A 16,849-nucleotide genomic window follows, 5' to 3' on the forward strand; every position below is an offset into this window, starting at 1 on the left:
TTAGGGTTATAAATTTATGCTAATTTAATTAGACGTCCGCTTTCGATTGATTCATAGCAAGCGTCAATCACACGCATATTATTTATCGTATTATCAAGATCATGATACAACTGGTTATTTCCATCTATAATCGCCTGTGATATATGCTCCACTTGGCTCCGGTATTGATCGCTGTTTACTGTTTCAGTTTGTTGAACACCAGCCTTCTCAACAACCACTAACCCATCACCACCATTATTATCAGGACGATATGCTCTTGGAACTGTAATCCGCCCTTTTGTTCCAATCACCTCATATTCACTCCGGTGTGCCATATTAAAGCTGGAATCAAATATTGCTCGTATTCCATTCGGAAATGTCATATATCCAACTGCCTCAGTTTCCACGCCATACTCAGAGTCAACTTCACCATGGACTTGAACTGTACTTGGTTCAGCCCGAAGTATATTCCTTATTGAATGAATACCATAACACCCGATATCATAAATACTGCCGCCTCCCTTTTGACTACTCATGCGGATATTATTTTCTTTCCCGGCAAGGTAAAACGAAAACGCAGCACGCATTAATTTCACTTCACCAATTTCACCAGAATCAATTATCTCTTTCACACGATTGTGCTGCGAATGGAAATGATACATAAACGCTTCCATGAAAAGAACACCGTACTCCTCACAAGCCTTTTTCATTTGCAGAACATCAGCCGCAGTGATTGCTGCTGGCTTTTCACATAAAATGTGCTTCCCCTTTTTAGCAGCCTCCATTACCCACTGTTTATGCAGATGGTTTGGCAACGGAATATAAACAGCGTCAATATTCGGATCATCCAATAGTTTGTCATAGTCATCATATGTGTACGGGACGTCGAACTTTTTCGCTATCGTTTCAGCCTTGTTAATGTCACTTCCACTAGCTATAGCAGTCACCTCAGCATTTTCTGAACGCAGGAAAGCAGGTATAAGTGCTTTCTGTGCGATGTTTGCAGTGCTTAAAACTCCCCAACGGACTTTCGACATAAAAACCCCTCCTGTTTGAATAGTTGCAATCTTTTCTTAATTATACATGAATTTGTATCGACATCAAAAATGTTAAAAACTCGAAAAAACAGACAATATGTCATTTCCCGGGAAATAACAAGAATATTGTTGTTTTATGGCATCTAGCAATTAACCAATTATATTCATTAGAACCCATAATAAGAAGAAGGTAATCAGGATCGTCAAATTGGATACAGTTCCGATAAATCTTTGGTCATAGTTAAATTCAACAGAATAAGGCAAAACAGATACAGATACCGGAAGCATCAGGCCAATAAGGACAGTATATTTAAACATATCATCATAAGGTAAAATAAAAAAGAGTGATATACCTACAGTTAAGCCAAGTACATATCTAATGGTCAAAGCTTTTATAATGAGTGTATAGTAGCTTTTATCAAACTTAAAATTTAAATAGATGCCTAGTAATAGAAATGATAAAGGCATATTTGCTACGGATACTATTTCAGAAACATTGATTACCATTGCCGGAAGCTGAACACTTATAATATTCAATCCACAAACAATAATATAGGTCATTAAAGGGATTGAACCTGTTAACTTCCTCATGATTACACCTGGACTAAGCCCTGCCTTATCAGATGAATAGTAGCTGCCAACTAGATACAGCAGACCAAACACGATAAATGCATTACCAACATCAAACATCCCAAAATATTTAATTCCTTCTCTTCCCCAGATTCCTTCAACGAGTGGATATGCAAACAAGCCAATATTAAAGCCAGGTATCAGCATTCCAAGCATACCTTTATTTTCTCTGCTTTCCTTCCTAAATACAATAATAGATACAAAAGCCGAAAGTAATCCATAACAAAAGGCTATACCTATTAAAAGAAATAAGGAAGATTCAATCTGAATGTCACTAAAAGATACAATAATTAATGCCGGAAGAGTCAGATTGAATATTATTCTTGCTAAACCTTCCCCATCTTTTTCCTTTATTATATTAAATCGTTTTAGAGTATAACCCAATGCTATAATTATGACGGCATACAAAAATTGTTCATTAAAACCAGACAATATTGACTTCTCCCTTAGTTTTGCAACGTTGTATTATTGTTTTTACGATCTCTCATATAAGCCTTAACACCATTATCATATCCCAACATAACACGATCCGCCATATCCACGAATAAACCAGTTTCCACAACACCAACCATCCGCTTTAGCTTTTCATGCAGTCTGGATGGATGAGAAATTTTTTCAAAATCGCAATCTAAAATATAATTACCATTATCCGTAATAAATATTTCGTTATTAGCTTTCTTTCGTAAATGCGGTACACTATTTAGTTGAGAGATATGATGTGCTGTTAGTTCCCATCCAAACTGGACTACTTCAACAGGTAATAAAAATTCGCCTAGTCCGGAAACCAATTTAGATTCGTCTGCTATTATGATAAACTCCTTCGCAACAGAATCAACTATTTTTTCCCTAACGAGGGATCCGCCTCCACCTTTTAGAAGGTTTAAGTCGCCATCTATTTCATCAGCCCCATCAATAGCCAAATCAATTTCATGTACGTTTGAGAAGTCAGTTAAGGGAATACCGTATTCCCTTGCTAATTTTTCTGTTTTATATGAAGTTGGTATACCTTTAATATCCAATCCTTCTTTCACGTTTTCTCCAAGCTTTTTAAGCATCCAGTCGATAGTTGACCCAGATCCCAAACCTACAGTCATTCCGTTTTTAATATATGTGACAGCCTCTTCACCGACCTTTTTTTTATTCCTGTCTATTTGTTTTAGCATTATATCACTCCCAATCTAATGCATTAGCGGCCAAGCCATCCGCCATCCACTGCTAATAAATGGCCATGAATATATGTTGATGCCTCTGAAGCAAGAAATACTGCAGTACCATTAAAATCTTCCGGGTTTCCCCAACGATCTGCAGGTATTCGATCAAGTATTTGTTTACTCCTAACAGGATCATCTATTAAAGCCGTATTCATGTCTGTCGCTATATAGCCTGGAACAATTGCATTTACATTTACATTTTCTTTTGCCCACTCATTTGAAAGCGCCTTAGTCAGTTGGGCTATCGCCCCTTTGGCTGCAGCATATGCAGGAACGGTTATGCCACCTTGAAATGATAGTAAAGATGCGATATTTATAATTTTTCCACTACCCTGTCCAACCATATACCGACCAGCTTGTTGGCATAAAGTCCATACAGTTTTAAGATTAATGTTTAACACATCGTCCCAATCTTCCTCTGTGAAATCAACAGATGGTGAGCGACGTTGTATCCCAGCGCTATTCACTAAAATATCGATTCTTCCATAGAGCTCAACAACTTCATTAACAGCATTTTTTACTTGGTCTGGATTCTCCAAGTCACAGGCTACAATTTCACACCTTTGACCTGTCGTTGTTTCTATTTCTTCCTTAACGTCCGTTTGTTCAGTGTTTCGTTGCAACACAGCGATATCAGCACCTGCATTTGCTAAGGCTAAAGCCATTGACCGGCCAATTCCCCTTGTAGCCCCCGTAATAGCTGCAATCTTTCCAGTTAACTGAAATAAATTTTCCACGAAAATCCCCCTCATTTTTAGTAGAAACTGCAAGTCATGATCGTAATACTTCCTGAATACAAGCTTCCTACGTTTCGTATACTTCTAATGATAGTCGAATTAGATAATAATTAAAAGAAAAAAATTTTCACCTTTTCTCTTTATTTTAAACTTATTTTCATATAAAATTATAATTAAACGCATACACACAAATTAAGGAAGTGGGTTATTAGTGAATACAATTACTCCAGCCACAAACGTATTAAATAGAATCCGTTCAGCTTATAGTTCTTTTAGTGAAAAAGAAAAACTGGTTGCCGACTACATTCTGGAAAAACCAGAAAAAATTATTCATGCAACAATTAATCAGGTTGCCGATGATTTGATGATAGCAGATGCTACTGTTTTTCGTTTTTGTAAACGGTTAGGCTTTAAAGGGTATCAATCGCTTAAAATTGTATTAGCTTCTGAAATAGTCAACCCCATCAAAGATATTCACGAATCTATCAATGAGAGTGATTCAGAGCTGGAAGTGACTAAAAAAGTATTCCAGTCGAATATAAAAGCCATTGAGTATTCAAGAGATTTGCAGTCACAGGCTTCTATTCAGCGAGCAGTTGGCTTTTTGACCGAAGCCAATAATCTCAGCTTTTACGGAAACGGCGGTTCTGGGATTGTCGGCTTAGATGCACAGCATAAGTTTATAAGAACAGGGCTAATTAGCCAGGCATATACGGACAGTCATTTACAGCTCATGTCTGCATCACAATTAAATGAAAATTCTGTTGCCATATTCATTTCACACTCTGGTTCCAATAAAGATTTGCTCGACGTAATTGAAGTGGCAAAAAAGAGGAATGCCAAGACAATAGGAATTACTAACTTTGCTAAATCGCCACTAAGCAAAGTAGTTGATATTAGTCTGTTTACTGCAGCCCAGGAAACGGAGTACCGATCAGAGGCACTTGCCTCACGAATTGCTGAGTTAAGTATTATCGATGCCTTATATGTCAACTACTGCCTGCAAAAAAAGGATCAAACAAAAGAGTCCTTATCCAAAATGCGAGATGCAATTTCAAGCAAACGATTATAAGTAAACAAAGGCAAGGAGCCCTACCTGGAAGGCACTAGGCAATGTGTGCTGGCCGGTAAAAACGCCACTTCCTGTATGTAGGGTCTAACGTGGTTACAAAGTAATCAACATGAATAATCAACTTTCACTTATGAAAAGGAGAGTCAAGCATGTCCTCTTATATTATCGGGCTTGATATAGGTACTACGAGTGCCAAAGCTTTAATGTTTGATTACAGTGGGAGAATCATAGCTGAGCATGAAAAGAAATACCCAATCCTGTACCCCGAGTTAAATTTTGCTGAACAAAATCCACTTGAAATTGAAATGGCAACTATCCACGTTTTAAAAACAGTATTAAAGGAATCTAACATCACGATAAAACAACTGAAGGGAATTGGGATTTCTTCAGCTATGCACTCTCTAATCTGCACCACAGACGATGGAGAACCTCTCTCAAATTCAATTATCTGGGCCGATTCACGAGGTCAAAGTCAGGCAGATCAACTTAAAAGAACAAATCCAGATTTATTCTTTAAAACAGGTACACCTCTTCACTCGATGACTCCCTTAGCAAAACTGATTTGGATGAAAGAGCTAGATTGGCAGCCATACAAAGACGCTAAAAAATATGTATCTATTAAAGAGTTTATTGTGAAACGTTGGTTTAATGAAGAAGTGGTTGATTACTCCATAGCAGCTTCAACTGGTTTATTTGACGTGGATAAATTGGATTGGAATATGGAAGCACTTACTGAAGCTGGCATAACAAAAGACAACCTCTTCTCGCCAGTACCTCCAACTTATCTATTAAAAGGATTGAAATCTAGTATTGCTGAAGAGATTGGCCTTGACCAACAGATTCCTTTTACTATCGGTGCATCTGACGGACCTTTAGCAAATTTAGGTGTAGGAGCATTAGAACCCGGTGATACCGCAATCACAATTGGAACAAGCTGTGCCATCAGACAGTTTACAGCCAAACCGCTGTTAGATAAAAAAGAAGAAATCTTCACCTATCGATTCGATTCGAAATCATGGATAACTGGGGGAGCCTCAAATAACGGAGGGATTGTTTTGGCTTGGCTTCAGTCAGTGTTTAGTACGGATGGTAACGAACTTTCCATGGAGGACATGAGTCAATTGGCAGCATCCTCACCGCCCGGGGCTAACAATCTATTATTTCTTCCATACATTACTGGGGAAAGGGCTCCTGTCTGGGACTCACAGGCCAAGGGAACATTTATAGGACTGACGTCCACCCATAAAAAGGGAGATTTAATTAGAGCTGCGATGGAAGGTGTTATTCTTAATGTATACCAAATTGGGCAGGCTCTGGACAGACTAGGTAATCAACATATAAATCTTTTTGCTAATGGCGGATTCAGTCATTCCGATATTTGGGTCAGTATTCTTGCCGACATTTTCGGAAAACCCGTACATTTACCTGAGAGTCATCAAAGTTCAGCCTGGGGCGCTGCTTGGTTAGCTTTATTTAGTCTTAATGAAGTTACTTCCCTTTCAGATATTAAAAAGGTCGTCCCAATGAAGGATACAATAGAACCTAATTTAAACAATCATCTATTATATAAACGTTTATATGAGATATTCAAAGACGTTTATGGACAAATTAATACAACCTATACCAGTTTGGATAACCTGCGGAGGACTTAATAGTTTTACAGATTAGTTAGTCAATTTCTTCCGCCTTCTCCGATTCTGCTGGAAGAGTGGGAACAGCATCCTTGCTAGTATCAAAAGAGAGGTGATAAGTTAGCGTTTCTGGATAAGAAACAAGTGGCCCTAAGGTATCAGGATGTATTGGATTAACCACCCATTCAAGAGAAAATGGTTCTCCTCTCTTAAAAGTCATCTCTAAATATGTGTCGTCTTGTTTACTAAGTAATGTACCCCTAAAGTCGATTGATGGGAACGCTTTGAAAATGGCTATATATGTGACATGGTCCCCATTTTTATCTTTATTGATTTGCTCTGCATTTTTTAATAAATCAATTGTCCATTCAAATGGATTATCAAGTGGTGCGAGTTCTTCTGTGAAACTATGGGGAAACGTGCCAACAAACCATTGATCGCTGCTTTTTAAGTAAAATTGTTCCTCAAATACATAAGCTTCAAAGGAAAATTCATCCCCATCTGATACTGGTGTGGTAATTTGATAATAGGAATTTTTTTCTGACCAGACTCCCTGGCTTTCAGAATATACTTTATTGTCCCATTTGTAGGCTGATTCAATCTTGTACCTATTTCTTTCATTGTCTTCAAGCAATGTAACCCATTGACTATAGTGATAGTCTTGTTTGCTTAGGAACAACGCGTAGCCAATGGACAATCCGACAGTAATAGACAGAAGTGGCAGAAGCCATTTTTTGATAGGTTTATAAGTAGCCATCTAAGTCATAGTCCCCATTCGTTTGCCAGTAACCTTGTTCTCGGCTAGCAGTCAATTGAATTCTGGTAACCCATTTCACTGATTTATATCCGTACATATTTGGATGGTAAAGCCGACAAGGGAATCCCTGTGATTTTTTCAATGGCAAGCCATCAAGCTCAAATATAAGCATGGCCTCTTCATCAAGCAGTTGGAAAATAGTGAAGGAGTCATAGTATATTCCATCACCTGAATAAACCGTTACATAAGTATCCTTTGGCAGATTCGTATAATACGTTTCTAGCAGACCCTTTAGATAAATGCCGTGCAGTTCCACGCCCCTAACACTCCAGCCTGTAACACAATGAAAATTATCAACAATTGAATGCCAAGGTAACTTTCGCATATCTTTCATCGTTAATTCTACCATTACCTGATTAAGACTTTCGATGGTCATTTTCCAGTCTTCATTCTCATACCGTGGATAATCATTAGTTACATTATAGATCCGAAAATAGCCCCTTCTTTTCTCTTCGTTCTCTGGGGTAGACAGTATAGGGGAAACCCAGCGTATGAATCCACCTAGAAAAAGAAAAGCGAGAAATAACAGAAGCGACTTTGTAACCTCACGTCTGTCTAATTTGTTCTCAGCTATCCAATCAGGTACTTGTTTGCGGCCTCTCCACCAATTCGGCCATGGAATCCTTACCTTAAATAGATGCCCAAACCCGTGAAATAAGACCCAAGGAATGACAATCCAAGTTGACCAATCATGGATGATTACACTATTGTTCCGCACCCATACTGGAACGAGCTGCTGAAAATACATCAGAATACCGGAAATAAGCCACATTGAAAAGAGAATGATAAATAACCATATATTAAACTTTTTAATCGGAGCACGTTTTTCACTGTACCGAAAAGCATAATAAACAGAAAACAGCATAATTCCAATATAAAAAATGGCGATTAGTATATGAATCGCCACAAGGGGTATTTTCCACTCATTAAATAGTGTCCTGAAAAATGAAACATATAAGCTAATGCCAGTAAGTAAAAGCAAAATAATAACAATCGCGTGTATATGATGAATCCAAGCTAATTGTTTACGATTCATTTTCATATCCCCTTACTTTTATTCAAGTCACGAAAGGAATCGAACAACTTCATCAAGAGCTTCTTTGCAATCTTCCCCTACAACTCTAACTGTAAGATGATCACCATTTTTTAATTGCAGCGTGATTAATCCTAAAAAACTTTTCAGACTGATCTCTAGAACAGATCCTCCGACTATTTTCTTTAGGTAAATTTCCGAGTGATATTTTTGTGTCATTTGACTCAGGTCAATAATTGTCTCCTCTTCCGTAATATTAACCACCACTTCTTGCGTGATTTCGTTCATTACCTCCTCCTCCTTTCTCTATTTATCCCTAAGCAGAACTTTCCCTTTAATCTCTTTATTAACTAAATATGTTGGATAATAACCTGTTAATACGTCTGCTACATTTTGAGCTACTTTACTTTTAAGCTCTAATTCAGCTTCCTTTGAATTCCACGCTATATGCGCGGTTAGAGTAACATTCTTCATCTCAAGCAACGGATTATTAAGGTCTATAGGTTCCGTTTCAAGTACATCCAAGGAAGCCCCGGTAATCACGTTTTCGCTTAGAGCCTCAATTAACGATTGTTCATCGACAACTGGTCCTCTCGAGGTATTAATAAGAAATGCTTGTTCTTTCATCTGTTTAAATTGCTCTTTCCCAATCATCCCTTTTGTCTGTTCGTTAAGCGGAGCATGAACGGAGATAAAATCAGATCGTTGGCACAGTGTTGACAGATCCACCAGTTCGACGTCTAATTGTCCCGCTACCTGAACAGGAATGAAAGGATCGTGAGCAATCACCGTTATCCCAAAGGCCTGTGCTTTTTTAGCTAACTGTTGCGGAATATTGCCAAAGCCCACTAGGCCTAAAATCTGGTTGCTTAACCGATAGATTGGGGCTGTAGCTTTATAGTCCCAAACTCCTCTTCTAACACACTTATCCTGCTCCACTATTTTCCGTGCAGAAGCCATCAGAAGAGCAAATGCATGATCCGATACTTCTTCAATGCAATAGTCGGTTACATTGCAAACTAAAATCCCCTTTTCCGTAGCAGCATCAACATCAATGACATCATAACCTATTCCATACCGGGACACTACTTTACAGTTGGTGAGCTGTTCAATCACTTTTCGGGAAATTGGTGCGTACTGACTAATGATCCCATCAGCATCTTTAGCTGCTTGAATGACTTCTTCCTCTGTCCTACATTGGGCAGAAACAACTTCTGCCCCGATACGCTCTAATAGTTCAATTTCTGGTGCTATCGTGTCATAATTAAAATCTGTTACAACTACTTTAAATCTGCCCATCGTTTTACCTCCTGAGGATTTGTAGGATTGATATACACAATCCTTTACTACACTACCACTCAGCCACCGAGTTATCTTTATGGCGCCATACCGGATTTTTCCAATTATGTCCTATCTTTGCTTGTTCACGTACATATTCCTCGTTAATGGTGATTCCGAGCCCAGGACCTTTTAACATTGCTACATAACCATCTTTGTACTCCAGCACAGATGAATCAGACAAGTAATCTAATAAATCGTTACCTTGGTTATAGTGAATTCCTAAGCTTTGTTCTTGAATGAATGCATTATGCGATGTAGCATCTACCTGCAAACATGAAGCTAAGGCAATCGGTCCAAGTGGACAGTGTGGAGCTACAGCTACATCATAAGCTTCAGCCATTGAAAATATTTTTTTACACTCCGTAATGCCGCCTGCATGGGACAAGTCGGGCTGAATAATATCTACATGGCCACCCGTAAATAGATCTTTAAAATCCCAGCGCGAAAACATTCTTTCACCTGTGGCTATTGGTATATTGGTTAAACCAGCGATATCTCTAAGTATTTCATTATTTTCCGGCAATACTGGTTCTTCAATAAACATTGGACGATATTGCTCGAGCTCTTTCACCAATACTTTAGCCATCGGTTTATGAACTCTACCATGAAAGTCGATACCGATTCCAATTTGATTTCCAACTGCTTCACGAACGGCTGCAATTCTTTCGACTGCTGCATCAACTTTTTCATATGAATCAACATATTGTAATTCTTCAGTTCCATTCATTTTGACAGCGGTAAATCCTTTATTAACAGCTTCTTTGGCTGTCTGACTCACATCAGTTGGGCGGTCTCCGCCAATCCATGAATAGACTTTTATAGCATCACGGCATGCCCCGCCCATCAGTTCTGAAACAGGTGCATTATGATATTTGCCTTTAATATCCCATAGCGCCTGATCAATCCCTGCAATAGCACTCATTAAAATCGGACCGCCACGGTAAAATCCAGAGCGATACATTACTTGCCAATGATCTTCAATTAGAAGTGGATCTTTTCCTAGCAAATAATCGCCTAATTCTTCGACAGCTGTTTTGACTGTTGCTGCTCTTCCTTCAACCACAGGTTCACCCCATCCCGAAATCCCTTGATCGGTCTCTATTTTAAGAAATAGCCACCTTGGGGGAACTACAAAGGTTTCTAATTTTGTTATTTTCATTGTTAGACTCCTTTACTACACTCTTGCTTGTTTAATCCGCATAACGAACTGTTCTGCAATTTCCGTGAGTTTTTCAAAGTTCCCGTCTGCAATTGCCTCTGCATCCGTCAGAGAGCCTCCGACACCGACAGCTGCTGAACCCGTACGTATAAAATGCTCAACATTATCAAGTGATACCCCGCCAGTTGGCATCATTGAAATGTGGCCTAATGGACCTTGTAAATCCTTGATGTAATTTATGGATAGCGAATTGGCTGGGAATACTTTGATTAAGTCTGCACCAGCCTGATATGCCCCTACTATTTCAGTAGGGGTCATGGCACCAGGGATTGAAATTTTTCCGTACTTGTTAGTCAGCTGAATCATTTCTTTATTAAAAATCGGTGAAAAAATGAAATCAGCACCCGCCTGAATGGCAGTTTTGGCAGTTTCCGCATCTAGAACTGTTCCGGCGCCAATAAGTACGTGATCTCCATACTCATTTTTCAGCCTATTTATCGTCTCATATGACCCATCTGAATCAACTGTTATTTCTAATGATCCTGTTCCACCTTTGATTAAAGCATTACAAATCTTGTTTATTTTATCTTTTTCAAGTTTACGGAGTACTGCAACAAGACCAGATTCTTTTAAGAATTGTAGCTGTTCCCATTTATTCATCGGCTCTTTTCCTCCTGCCACTCCCGTTATCGATTAACATCCTTATTCTCTGAGTCAGTGTTTAAGAACCGTTCCAGTTCATCTTCCCTTGGCAGTCCTTCCACGTCACCATGCATCCCTACAGCAATAGCTCCAATTGCATTTGCACGTGCCACTGTCTTAGGTAAAGAATCATTACGCAGCATACCACTTATGATTCCGGCAGCAAATCCATCGCCAGCACCAACCGGGTCAATTACTTGAGAAACAGGATAACCCGCGACATACCCGCTTTCTTCATCTGTTTGATAATAAGCACCCCCGCTTCCAAGCTTAACGACAATTGTTTTCTTTCCATTTTTATTTAGGGCAGCAGTTATTGCCTCAGGCTTGGTTTCACCTGTTAAAAATGTTCCTTCATCAAGACCTGGAAGGATGACATCTGCTTGCTTAGCCATTTTCAGAAGAACCGTTCGCGCACCTTCCGTCTTCCAGAGCTTCATTCTGATATTTGGATCAAAGACAATTGTTGTATTATGCTTTTTGGCAATATCCATTGCTTTAAAAACTGTCCGCTCACATGTTTCGCTTAATGCTGGCGTAATACCTGTTACATGAAGAAATTTTGCATTAGCTATATATGACTCATCCAAATCCTCTGGCGCCATTAAACTTGCAGCTGAATGTTTTCGGTAATAAAACACATTCATATTCTCAGGTGACTTTTTTTCCTTAAAAAGAAGCCCAGTTGGAGCCACATCCGTTTGAAGGCATGCTGAGGTATCAACTCCCTCTCCCCTAATAAATTGAAGAATATAGCGGCCAAAGGGATCGTTTCCAAGCTTACTAAACCATCCGACGTGATGACCGAGCCGCTTAAGCCCAATACTTACATTCGATTCGGCTCCACCTATATGTTTATGAAACTGATTCACATATTCCAGTGGAAACATCTGAACTGGTTCAAATAAGACCATTGTTTCACCAAATGTGACGACGTCCAAATGCTTTTCCATATTAACCCCCAAGACTCGGCAAGAATAATGATAGTTGCGGGAAAATAATTATAATAATAAGTGTAATCAGCATTGCAAAGAAAAACGGCATAATTGCCTTTGCAATTGTTTCAATAGGCAAACCAGAAATCCCTGAAGCAACGAATAGGTTAACACCTAATGGTGGCGTGATAAATCCAATTGCAAGGTTAACGACCATAATGATGCCAAAGTGCATTGGATCATAACCAATTTGAACTGCAATTGGCAATAATATAGGCGTCAAAATGATAATAGCCGCCAATGTATCCATAAAACAACCAACAACTAATAACAGTAATGTAATTAACATCATAATGATGATTGGACTTTCAGAAACTGCCATCATTGCATTCGCTACCTTTAAAGGTATTTGCTCGATGGTTAGAAATCTGCCAAACGCAGTTGCTGTTCCTACAATAATTAAGATTGTTGCAGTCATCAGTGCTGCATCTGTTAATACCTTTGGAAGCATGCGGAATGACAGTTCACGATAAATAGCCATACCGGCAATCAGCCCATAGACGACCGCAATAACTGCAGCCTCTGTTGGTGTAAAGAAACCACCATAAATACCGCCCAAAATAATAACCGGAATTAACAGAGCCCATTTTGCTTCCCAAGTTGCTGTCCAAATCTTTTTGAGTGAAGTGGGTTCATCCATACCTTTAAAGCCCATTTTCTTAGAGTAGAAATATGCATAGACCATCAGCCCTATAGCAACAAACAAACCAGGTATAATTCCCCCAATAAATAAATCTCCAATCGACGTACTCCCAACAACACCATAAATAACCATCGGAATACTCGGTGGAATAATAACCCCTAAAGAACCTGCTGCTGCAACAACAGCCGTGGAAAACTTCTTATCATAACCATTCCTTACCATTGCAGGTATCATAATACTTCCAATAGCGGCAACTGTAGCTGGACCAGATCCGGAAATTGCCGCGAAAAACATACACGTAATTATTGTAGCAATCGCAAATCCACCTGTTTTATTACCTACTAAAGCGTTTGCAACATTAAATAAACGTTCTGAAATTCCACCTTTACCCATGATTTCTCCAGCTAAAATAAAAAATGGAACAGCCATTAATGGAAAGGAATCTACTGAAGTTACTAATTCCTTCATTAGAAATTCAATCGGCAGGGTCCCAGAATAAAAAATAGTGATTAATGTTGCTATTCCCAACGAAATCCCAATTGGTACAGTTAAAATTAAAAGAACTGCAAAACTACCAAATAAAACACCCGATACCATATTGTGTAACCTCCCAACCTATTCAATAGTACCCTTCCACGCTCTTTCACGCTCAAGTGTAACTACATCTGAAACCTCTTTTGATCCAAATAAAGCAGTGAAATTCTTCACGAGGTTCTGTATCAGACGAATTGCAGTTAAAGTCATGCCAACTGGTGTCGCCATATATACTAAACCCATCGGTATATGTAATGCCGGTGATTGTTGACCAAATGCTAAAAGCTTTTCTCCAATGGAATAACCATAAATGATTGTGAATACTGCAAATGCCAAAAATAGTAAATTAGAAAAAATGGTAAGAATAACTCCACTTTTTTCTTTTAGCAGATGCAGTAAAACATCAATCTTTATATGTCTTTGCTTTTTCACACCTAAACTAATCCCAATATAAACAAGCCATATAAAACTAAATCGTGCTAGTTCTTCCGACCAGGATAGCGAATTATCGAAGGTCCGCATAACAACTTGCAGAAAGATAACTACAACCATTACAACTGATAATATGACAAGTAAGACTTCCTCAATATATTCATCAATCCATTTTATAATTTTCATGTGGTATTCACCTCTTCATCTTTCAAATCATGAAAATCATGATTTTGAGTTGAAAGCCTTTTTCCGAGTATATTTTAGTGGAAAAAGACTCTGAAGAATAACTCCCCAAAGTCTTTTCTCATGTAATGCACATCCACAATACCTGCCCCATATAAACATAAGATTTAAAAATACCACACCTTATGTTGTTAAGGGAATTGTCATAGGAGCAGGATAATAAATCACAACCTATTAGATTCTTATTACTTACTTCGATGCCTCATCAATAGCATCATAGACTTCCTGTACCAGATCTTCACCAATCTTTTCTGTATACTCATCCAGGACAGGCTGAATAATATCTACCATTTCCTGACGAGCTTCTGGAGTAATTTCAGTATATGTCATTCCTTCATTTTGTAGTTCTTCTACATACTTTTCATTTGCTTCACGATTTAGTTTACGCTCATATTTCCCAGCTTCTAGAGCAGCGTCTCTTACAATAGTTTGTTGTTCATCTGTTAATCCATCATAAAATTCTTTACTCATAAGGAATACAAATGGACTGTAAACATGGTGTGTATTAGATACATAATCTTGAACTTCATAGAATTTTTCCAAGTAGATTGTTGCAACCGGATTTTCCTGACCATCAACTGTACCTTGCTGCATCGCAGTGAATAATTCTGTAAATGCCATTGGAGTTGGGTTAGCACCTAATGCGCGAAAAGCATCTAAATGCAAGTCATTTTCCATGGTACGAATTTTTAATCCTTCAAAGTCTGCAGCAGTTGCTACTTCATGCTGACTGTTCGTTAAATCACGGAAGCCATTTTCCCAGTAAGCTAAACCTACTAAATTCTGATCTTCAAGCATATCAAGGAACTTTTGCCCAACTTCTCCATCCAATACTGCATCAGCTGTTTCTTCATCCGGGAATAGGAATGGAAAGTCAAAAATACTATATTCCGGTACAAAGTTAGCAAGAGGAGCCGTTGATGGAATTGTTACTTCTTGAGACCCTAACTGAAGTGCTTCCGTCATTGTACGGTCATCACCAAGTTGTCCACTTGCATATGTTTCAACAACGATTGCTCCATCGGTCTTTTCTTCAACAATTTCCTTAAACTTTAATAGTCCTTTATACTGTGGATGATCCTCATTCAGACCGATTCCTGCACGAATTGTCTTTGTTTCTCCTGAAGACTCAGCTTCTTCTGTTTCTTCAGTACCATCTGTTGCTTCAGCGTTGTTGTCACTGGAATTGTCGGACGATGTTTCATCACCATCACCGCTACATGCACCAAGAAAAATAATCATTAGAGCTACAACTGCAAACATTAAAATCTTCTTCATTTTATAAATCCCCCTGTTTTTTGATTAATTTTTAATAACGTCATGTCCACCAAATTCATTTCGTAAAGCAGCAACAACCTTACCTGTAAATGTATCTTCCTCTAGCGATCGATATCGCATCATGAGTGATAGGGCAATTACCGGTGCTGCAACCTGCATATCAAGTGCTGACTCAACAGCCCATTTTCCTTCACCTGAAGAATTCATAACTCCTTTGATACCATCAAGATTAGCATCTTTAGCAAATGCACCCTCTGTCAGTTCCATTAGCCACGAACTGATAACAGAACCATGATTCCAAACTTTGGATACGCTTTCATAATCAAAATCAAATGGACTTTTACTGAGGATATCGAAACCTTCTGCGATAGATTGCATCATTCCGTATTCAATGCCATTATGTACCATTTTTAGGAAATGGCCACTCCCCAGTGGACCGGTATATAAATATCCATTTTCTACAGTGACACTTTTGAAAATTGGCTCAATTTCTTTAAATACTTCTTGTTCACCGCCAATCATTGCGCAAATGCCATTTCTAGCGCCATTTATCCCACCACTAGTACCTACATCATAGAAATGAATTCCTTTCTCCTTCAATTGATTTCCTCGACGAATAGAATCTTTATAGTTTGAATTCCCCCCATCAATAATAATGTCACCCGGGTCAAGTTTATCCTGCAGATCACTTACCAGCGCTTCTGTAGCTTCGCCAGCAGGTACCATCGCCCATATTATCCGAGGACTTTCTAATTGTTGTATTACTTCCTCGGTTGAATATGCCGGAATGGCACCTTCAGATGAAATTTCTTTCACCTGTTCGTGATTGATGTCATATGTGATAACTTCATGACCTTGGTCAATTAAGTTAAGTGCTAAGTTGTAACCCATTTTACCTAGACCAAGTAGTGAAAGTTTCATCCTTGTAACCCCTTTCAAAATTTTGAAAAAATATTTCTTAAATTCATTATATATGAAAAGAAATTTTATTCAATACTTTTTAGTTAATATATGAAAAAAATTTTATTTAAGAAGGCATTCGCTTTTTGCGTTGTTGATGTAGCACGGTTTTTGGACTAATTAATCATGAAACCTACCAGAAAAAAATAGATTACAAGGTTTGTTTAAAAAGCATTCTGCGGACAATTGCTCTATTTGAGGGGATTTTTTCATACGTAAAAAGGGGGTTATACCAAATAATGTAACTGATGTCCGCGAAATAAAATTATAGGTATTCCTCTATTTCGCTATCCCATTAACCCAAAAATGCTAATACCTACAAAAAAATGACCATCAGTCCAAAATGATGGTCATTTCACATTATTATATCTGTAATAATCAGAGCCCTATTATGATGGCAAACGGTTTTTCTTCC

The 16,849-nt window shown here is 38.4% G+C and carries 17 protein-coding genes; 2 read left to right on the plus strand and 15 right to left on the minus strand.

Annotated features, from left to right (window positions below; all coding sequences use genetic code 11):
• Positions 1-14: 14 nt before the first annotated feature.
• From ACTWQM_RS02080 to ACTWQM_RS02095, 4 genes are all read right to left on the minus strand, one after another.
• On the minus strand, positions 15-1,016 hold the full coding sequence (locus ACTWQM_RS02080) for a Gfo/Idh/MocA family protein (RefSeq protein ID WP_443256504.1): 1,002 nt from the start codon (positions 1,014-1,016) through the stop codon (positions 15-17).
• Positions 1,017-1,166: 150 nt separating this feature from the next.
• Positions 1,167-2,078 (minus strand): AEC family transporter, encoded by a 912-nt coding sequence (locus ACTWQM_RS02085; protein WP_443256505.1) that lies wholly within the window; start codon positions 2,076-2,078, stop codon positions 1,167-1,169.
• A gap of 14 nt (positions 2,079-2,092) precedes the next feature.
• Positions 2,093-2,809, minus strand: a complete 717-nt coding sequence (gene rpiA / locus ACTWQM_RS02090) for a ribose 5-phosphate isomerase A (RefSeq protein ID WP_443256506.1) — start codon at positions 2,807-2,809, stop codon at positions 2,093-2,095.
• A gap of 23 nt (positions 2,810-2,832) precedes the next feature.
• The gene (locus ACTWQM_RS02095) at positions 2,833-3,594 is read right to left on the minus strand and encodes a glucose 1-dehydrogenase (protein WP_443256507.1); all 762 of its coding nucleotides are present in this window, start codon (positions 3,592-3,594) and stop codon (positions 2,833-2,835) included.
• Positions 3,595-3,814: 220 nt separating this feature from the next.
• Between ACTWQM_RS02095 and ACTWQM_RS02100 the strand changes: the two genes are divergently transcribed.
• Both ACTWQM_RS02100 and ACTWQM_RS02105 read left to right on the plus strand, forming a co-directional pair.
• Entirely contained in the window at positions 3,815-4,666 is an 852-nt protein-coding gene (locus tag ACTWQM_RS02100; RefSeq protein ID WP_443257075.1) for a MurR/RpiR family transcriptional regulator, read from the plus strand.
• Positions 4,667-4,815: 149 nt separating this feature from the next.
• On the plus strand, positions 4,816-6,318 hold the full coding sequence (locus ACTWQM_RS02105; RefSeq protein ID WP_443256508.1) for a gluconokinase: 1,503 nt from the start codon (positions 4,816-4,818) through the stop codon (positions 6,316-6,318).
• 16 nt (positions 6,319-6,334) lie between these two features.
• Here ACTWQM_RS02105 and ACTWQM_RS02110 read toward each other — a convergent pair whose 3' ends face one another.
• From ACTWQM_RS02110 to gnd, 11 genes are all read right to left on the minus strand, one after another.
• Positions 6,335-7,054, minus strand: a complete 720-nt coding sequence (locus tag ACTWQM_RS02110) for a hypothetical protein (RefSeq protein WP_443256509.1) — start codon at positions 7,052-7,054, stop codon at positions 6,335-6,337.
• Complete coding sequence (locus tag ACTWQM_RS02115; RefSeq protein ID WP_443256510.1) at positions 7,041-8,150, minus strand: molybdopterin-dependent oxidoreductase; 1,110 nt, start codon at positions 8,148-8,150, stop codon at positions 7,041-7,043. Before ACTWQM_RS02115 ends, ACTWQM_RS02110 begins: the two co-directional genes overlap by 14 nt.
• A 27-nt stretch (positions 8,151-8,177) precedes the next feature.
• On the minus strand, positions 8,178-8,435 hold the full coding sequence (locus ACTWQM_RS02120; protein ID WP_443256511.1) for an HPr family phosphocarrier protein: 258 nt from the start codon (positions 8,433-8,435) through the stop codon (positions 8,178-8,180).
• 18 nt (positions 8,436-8,453) lie between these two features.
• A complete protein-coding gene (locus ACTWQM_RS02125; protein ID WP_443256512.1) occupies positions 8,454-9,446 on the minus strand; it encodes a C-terminal binding protein in 993 nt (330 codons plus the stop codon).
• 52 nt (positions 9,447-9,498) lie between these two features.
• Positions 9,499-10,647, minus strand: a complete 1,149-nt coding sequence (dgoD, locus tag ACTWQM_RS02130; RefSeq protein WP_443256513.1) for a galactonate dehydratase — start codon at positions 10,645-10,647, stop codon at positions 9,499-9,501.
• A gap of 15 nt (positions 10,648-10,662) precedes the next feature.
• Positions 10,663-11,307: a bifunctional 4-hydroxy-2-oxoglutarate aldolase/2-dehydro-3-deoxy-phosphogluconate aldolase gene (locus ACTWQM_RS02135; protein WP_443256514.1), complete on the minus strand. Its 645-nt coding sequence runs from the start codon at positions 11,305-11,307 to the stop codon at positions 10,663-10,665.
• 26 nt (positions 11,308-11,333) lie between these two features.
• On the minus strand, positions 11,334-12,302 hold the full coding sequence (locus ACTWQM_RS02140; RefSeq protein ID WP_443256515.1) for a sugar kinase: 969 nt from the start codon (positions 12,300-12,302) through the stop codon (positions 11,334-11,336).
• A gap of 1 nt (position 12,303) precedes the next feature.
• Positions 12,304-13,584 (minus strand): TRAP transporter large permease, encoded by a 1,281-nt coding sequence (locus ACTWQM_RS02145; protein WP_443256516.1) that lies wholly within the window; start codon positions 13,582-13,584, stop codon positions 12,304-12,306.
• 18 nt (positions 13,585-13,602) lie between these two features.
• Positions 13,603-14,139, minus strand: coding sequence for a TRAP transporter small permease (locus tag ACTWQM_RS02150; protein WP_443256517.1), 537 nt, complete (start codon positions 14,137-14,139; stop codon positions 13,603-13,605).
• 246 nt (positions 14,140-14,385) lie between these two features.
• On the minus strand, positions 14,386-15,474 hold the full coding sequence (locus tag ACTWQM_RS02155; RefSeq protein WP_443256518.1) for a TRAP transporter substrate-binding protein: 1,089 nt from the start codon (positions 15,472-15,474) through the stop codon (positions 14,386-14,388).
• Positions 15,475-15,498: 24 nt separating this feature from the next.
• The gene (gnd, locus tag ACTWQM_RS02160; RefSeq protein WP_443256519.1) at positions 15,499-16,395 is read right to left on the minus strand and encodes a phosphogluconate dehydrogenase (NAD(+)-dependent, decarboxylating); all 897 of its coding nucleotides are present in this window, start codon (positions 16,393-16,395) and stop codon (positions 15,499-15,501) included.
• Between the last annotated feature and the right edge of the window lie 454 nt (positions 16,396-16,849).

The sequence above is a fragment of the Virgibacillus sp. L01 genome, from assembly GCF_052246775.1.
Classification (GTDB): domain Bacteria; phylum Bacillota; class Bacilli; order Bacillales; family Amphibacillaceae; genus Lentibacillus.

Coding starts and splice junctions, on each gene's coding strand:
- ACTWQM_RS02080 (WP_443256504.1), bottom strand. CDS start 1,016: ATGTCGAAAGTCCGTTGGGGAGTTTTAAGCACTGCAAACATCGCACAG.
- rpiA (WP_443256506.1), bottom strand. CDS start 2,809: ATGCTAAAACAAATAGACAGGAATAAAAAAAAGGTCGGTGAAGAGGCT.
- ACTWQM_RS02105 (WP_443256508.1), top strand. CDS start 4,816: ATGTCCTCTTATATTATCGGGCTTGATATAGGTACTACGAGTGCCAAA.
- ACTWQM_RS02110 (WP_443256509.1), bottom strand. CDS start 7,054: ATGGCTACTTATAAACCTATCAAAAAATGGCTTCTGCCACTTCTGTCT.
- ACTWQM_RS02115 (WP_443256510.1), bottom strand. CDS start 8,150: ATGAATCGTAAACAATTAGCTTGGATTCATCATATACACGCGATTGTT.
- ACTWQM_RS02120 (WP_443256511.1), bottom strand. CDS start 8,435: ATGAACGAAATCACGCAAGAAGTGGTGGTTAATATTACGGAAGAGGAG.
- ACTWQM_RS02125 (WP_443256512.1), bottom strand. CDS start 9,446: ATGGGCAGATTTAAAGTAGTTGTAACAGATTTTAATTATGACACGATA.
- dgoD (WP_443256513.1), bottom strand. CDS start 10,647: ATGAAAATAACAAAATTAGAAACCTTTGTAGTTCCCCCAAGGTGGCTA.
- ACTWQM_RS02135 (WP_443256514.1), bottom strand. CDS start 11,307: ATGAATAAATGGGAACAGCTACAATTCTTAAAAGAATCTGGTCTTGTT.
- ACTWQM_RS02140 (WP_443256515.1), bottom strand. CDS start 12,302: ATGGAAAAGCATTTGGACGTCGTCACATTTGGTGAAACAATGGTCTTA.
- ACTWQM_RS02145 (WP_443256516.1), bottom strand. CDS start 13,584: ATGGTATCGGGTGTTTTATTTGGTAGTTTTGCAGTTCTTTTAATTTTA.
- ACTWQM_RS02150 (WP_443256517.1), bottom strand. CDS start 14,139: ATGAAAATTATAAAATGGATTGATGAATATATTGAGGAAGTCTTACTT.
- ACTWQM_RS02155 (WP_443256518.1), bottom strand. CDS start 15,474: ATGAAGAAGATTTTAATGTTTGCAGTTGTAGCTCTAATGATTATTTTT.
- gnd (WP_443256519.1), bottom strand. CDS start 16,395: ATGAAACTTTCACTACTTGGTCTAGGTAAAATGGGTTACAACTTAGCA.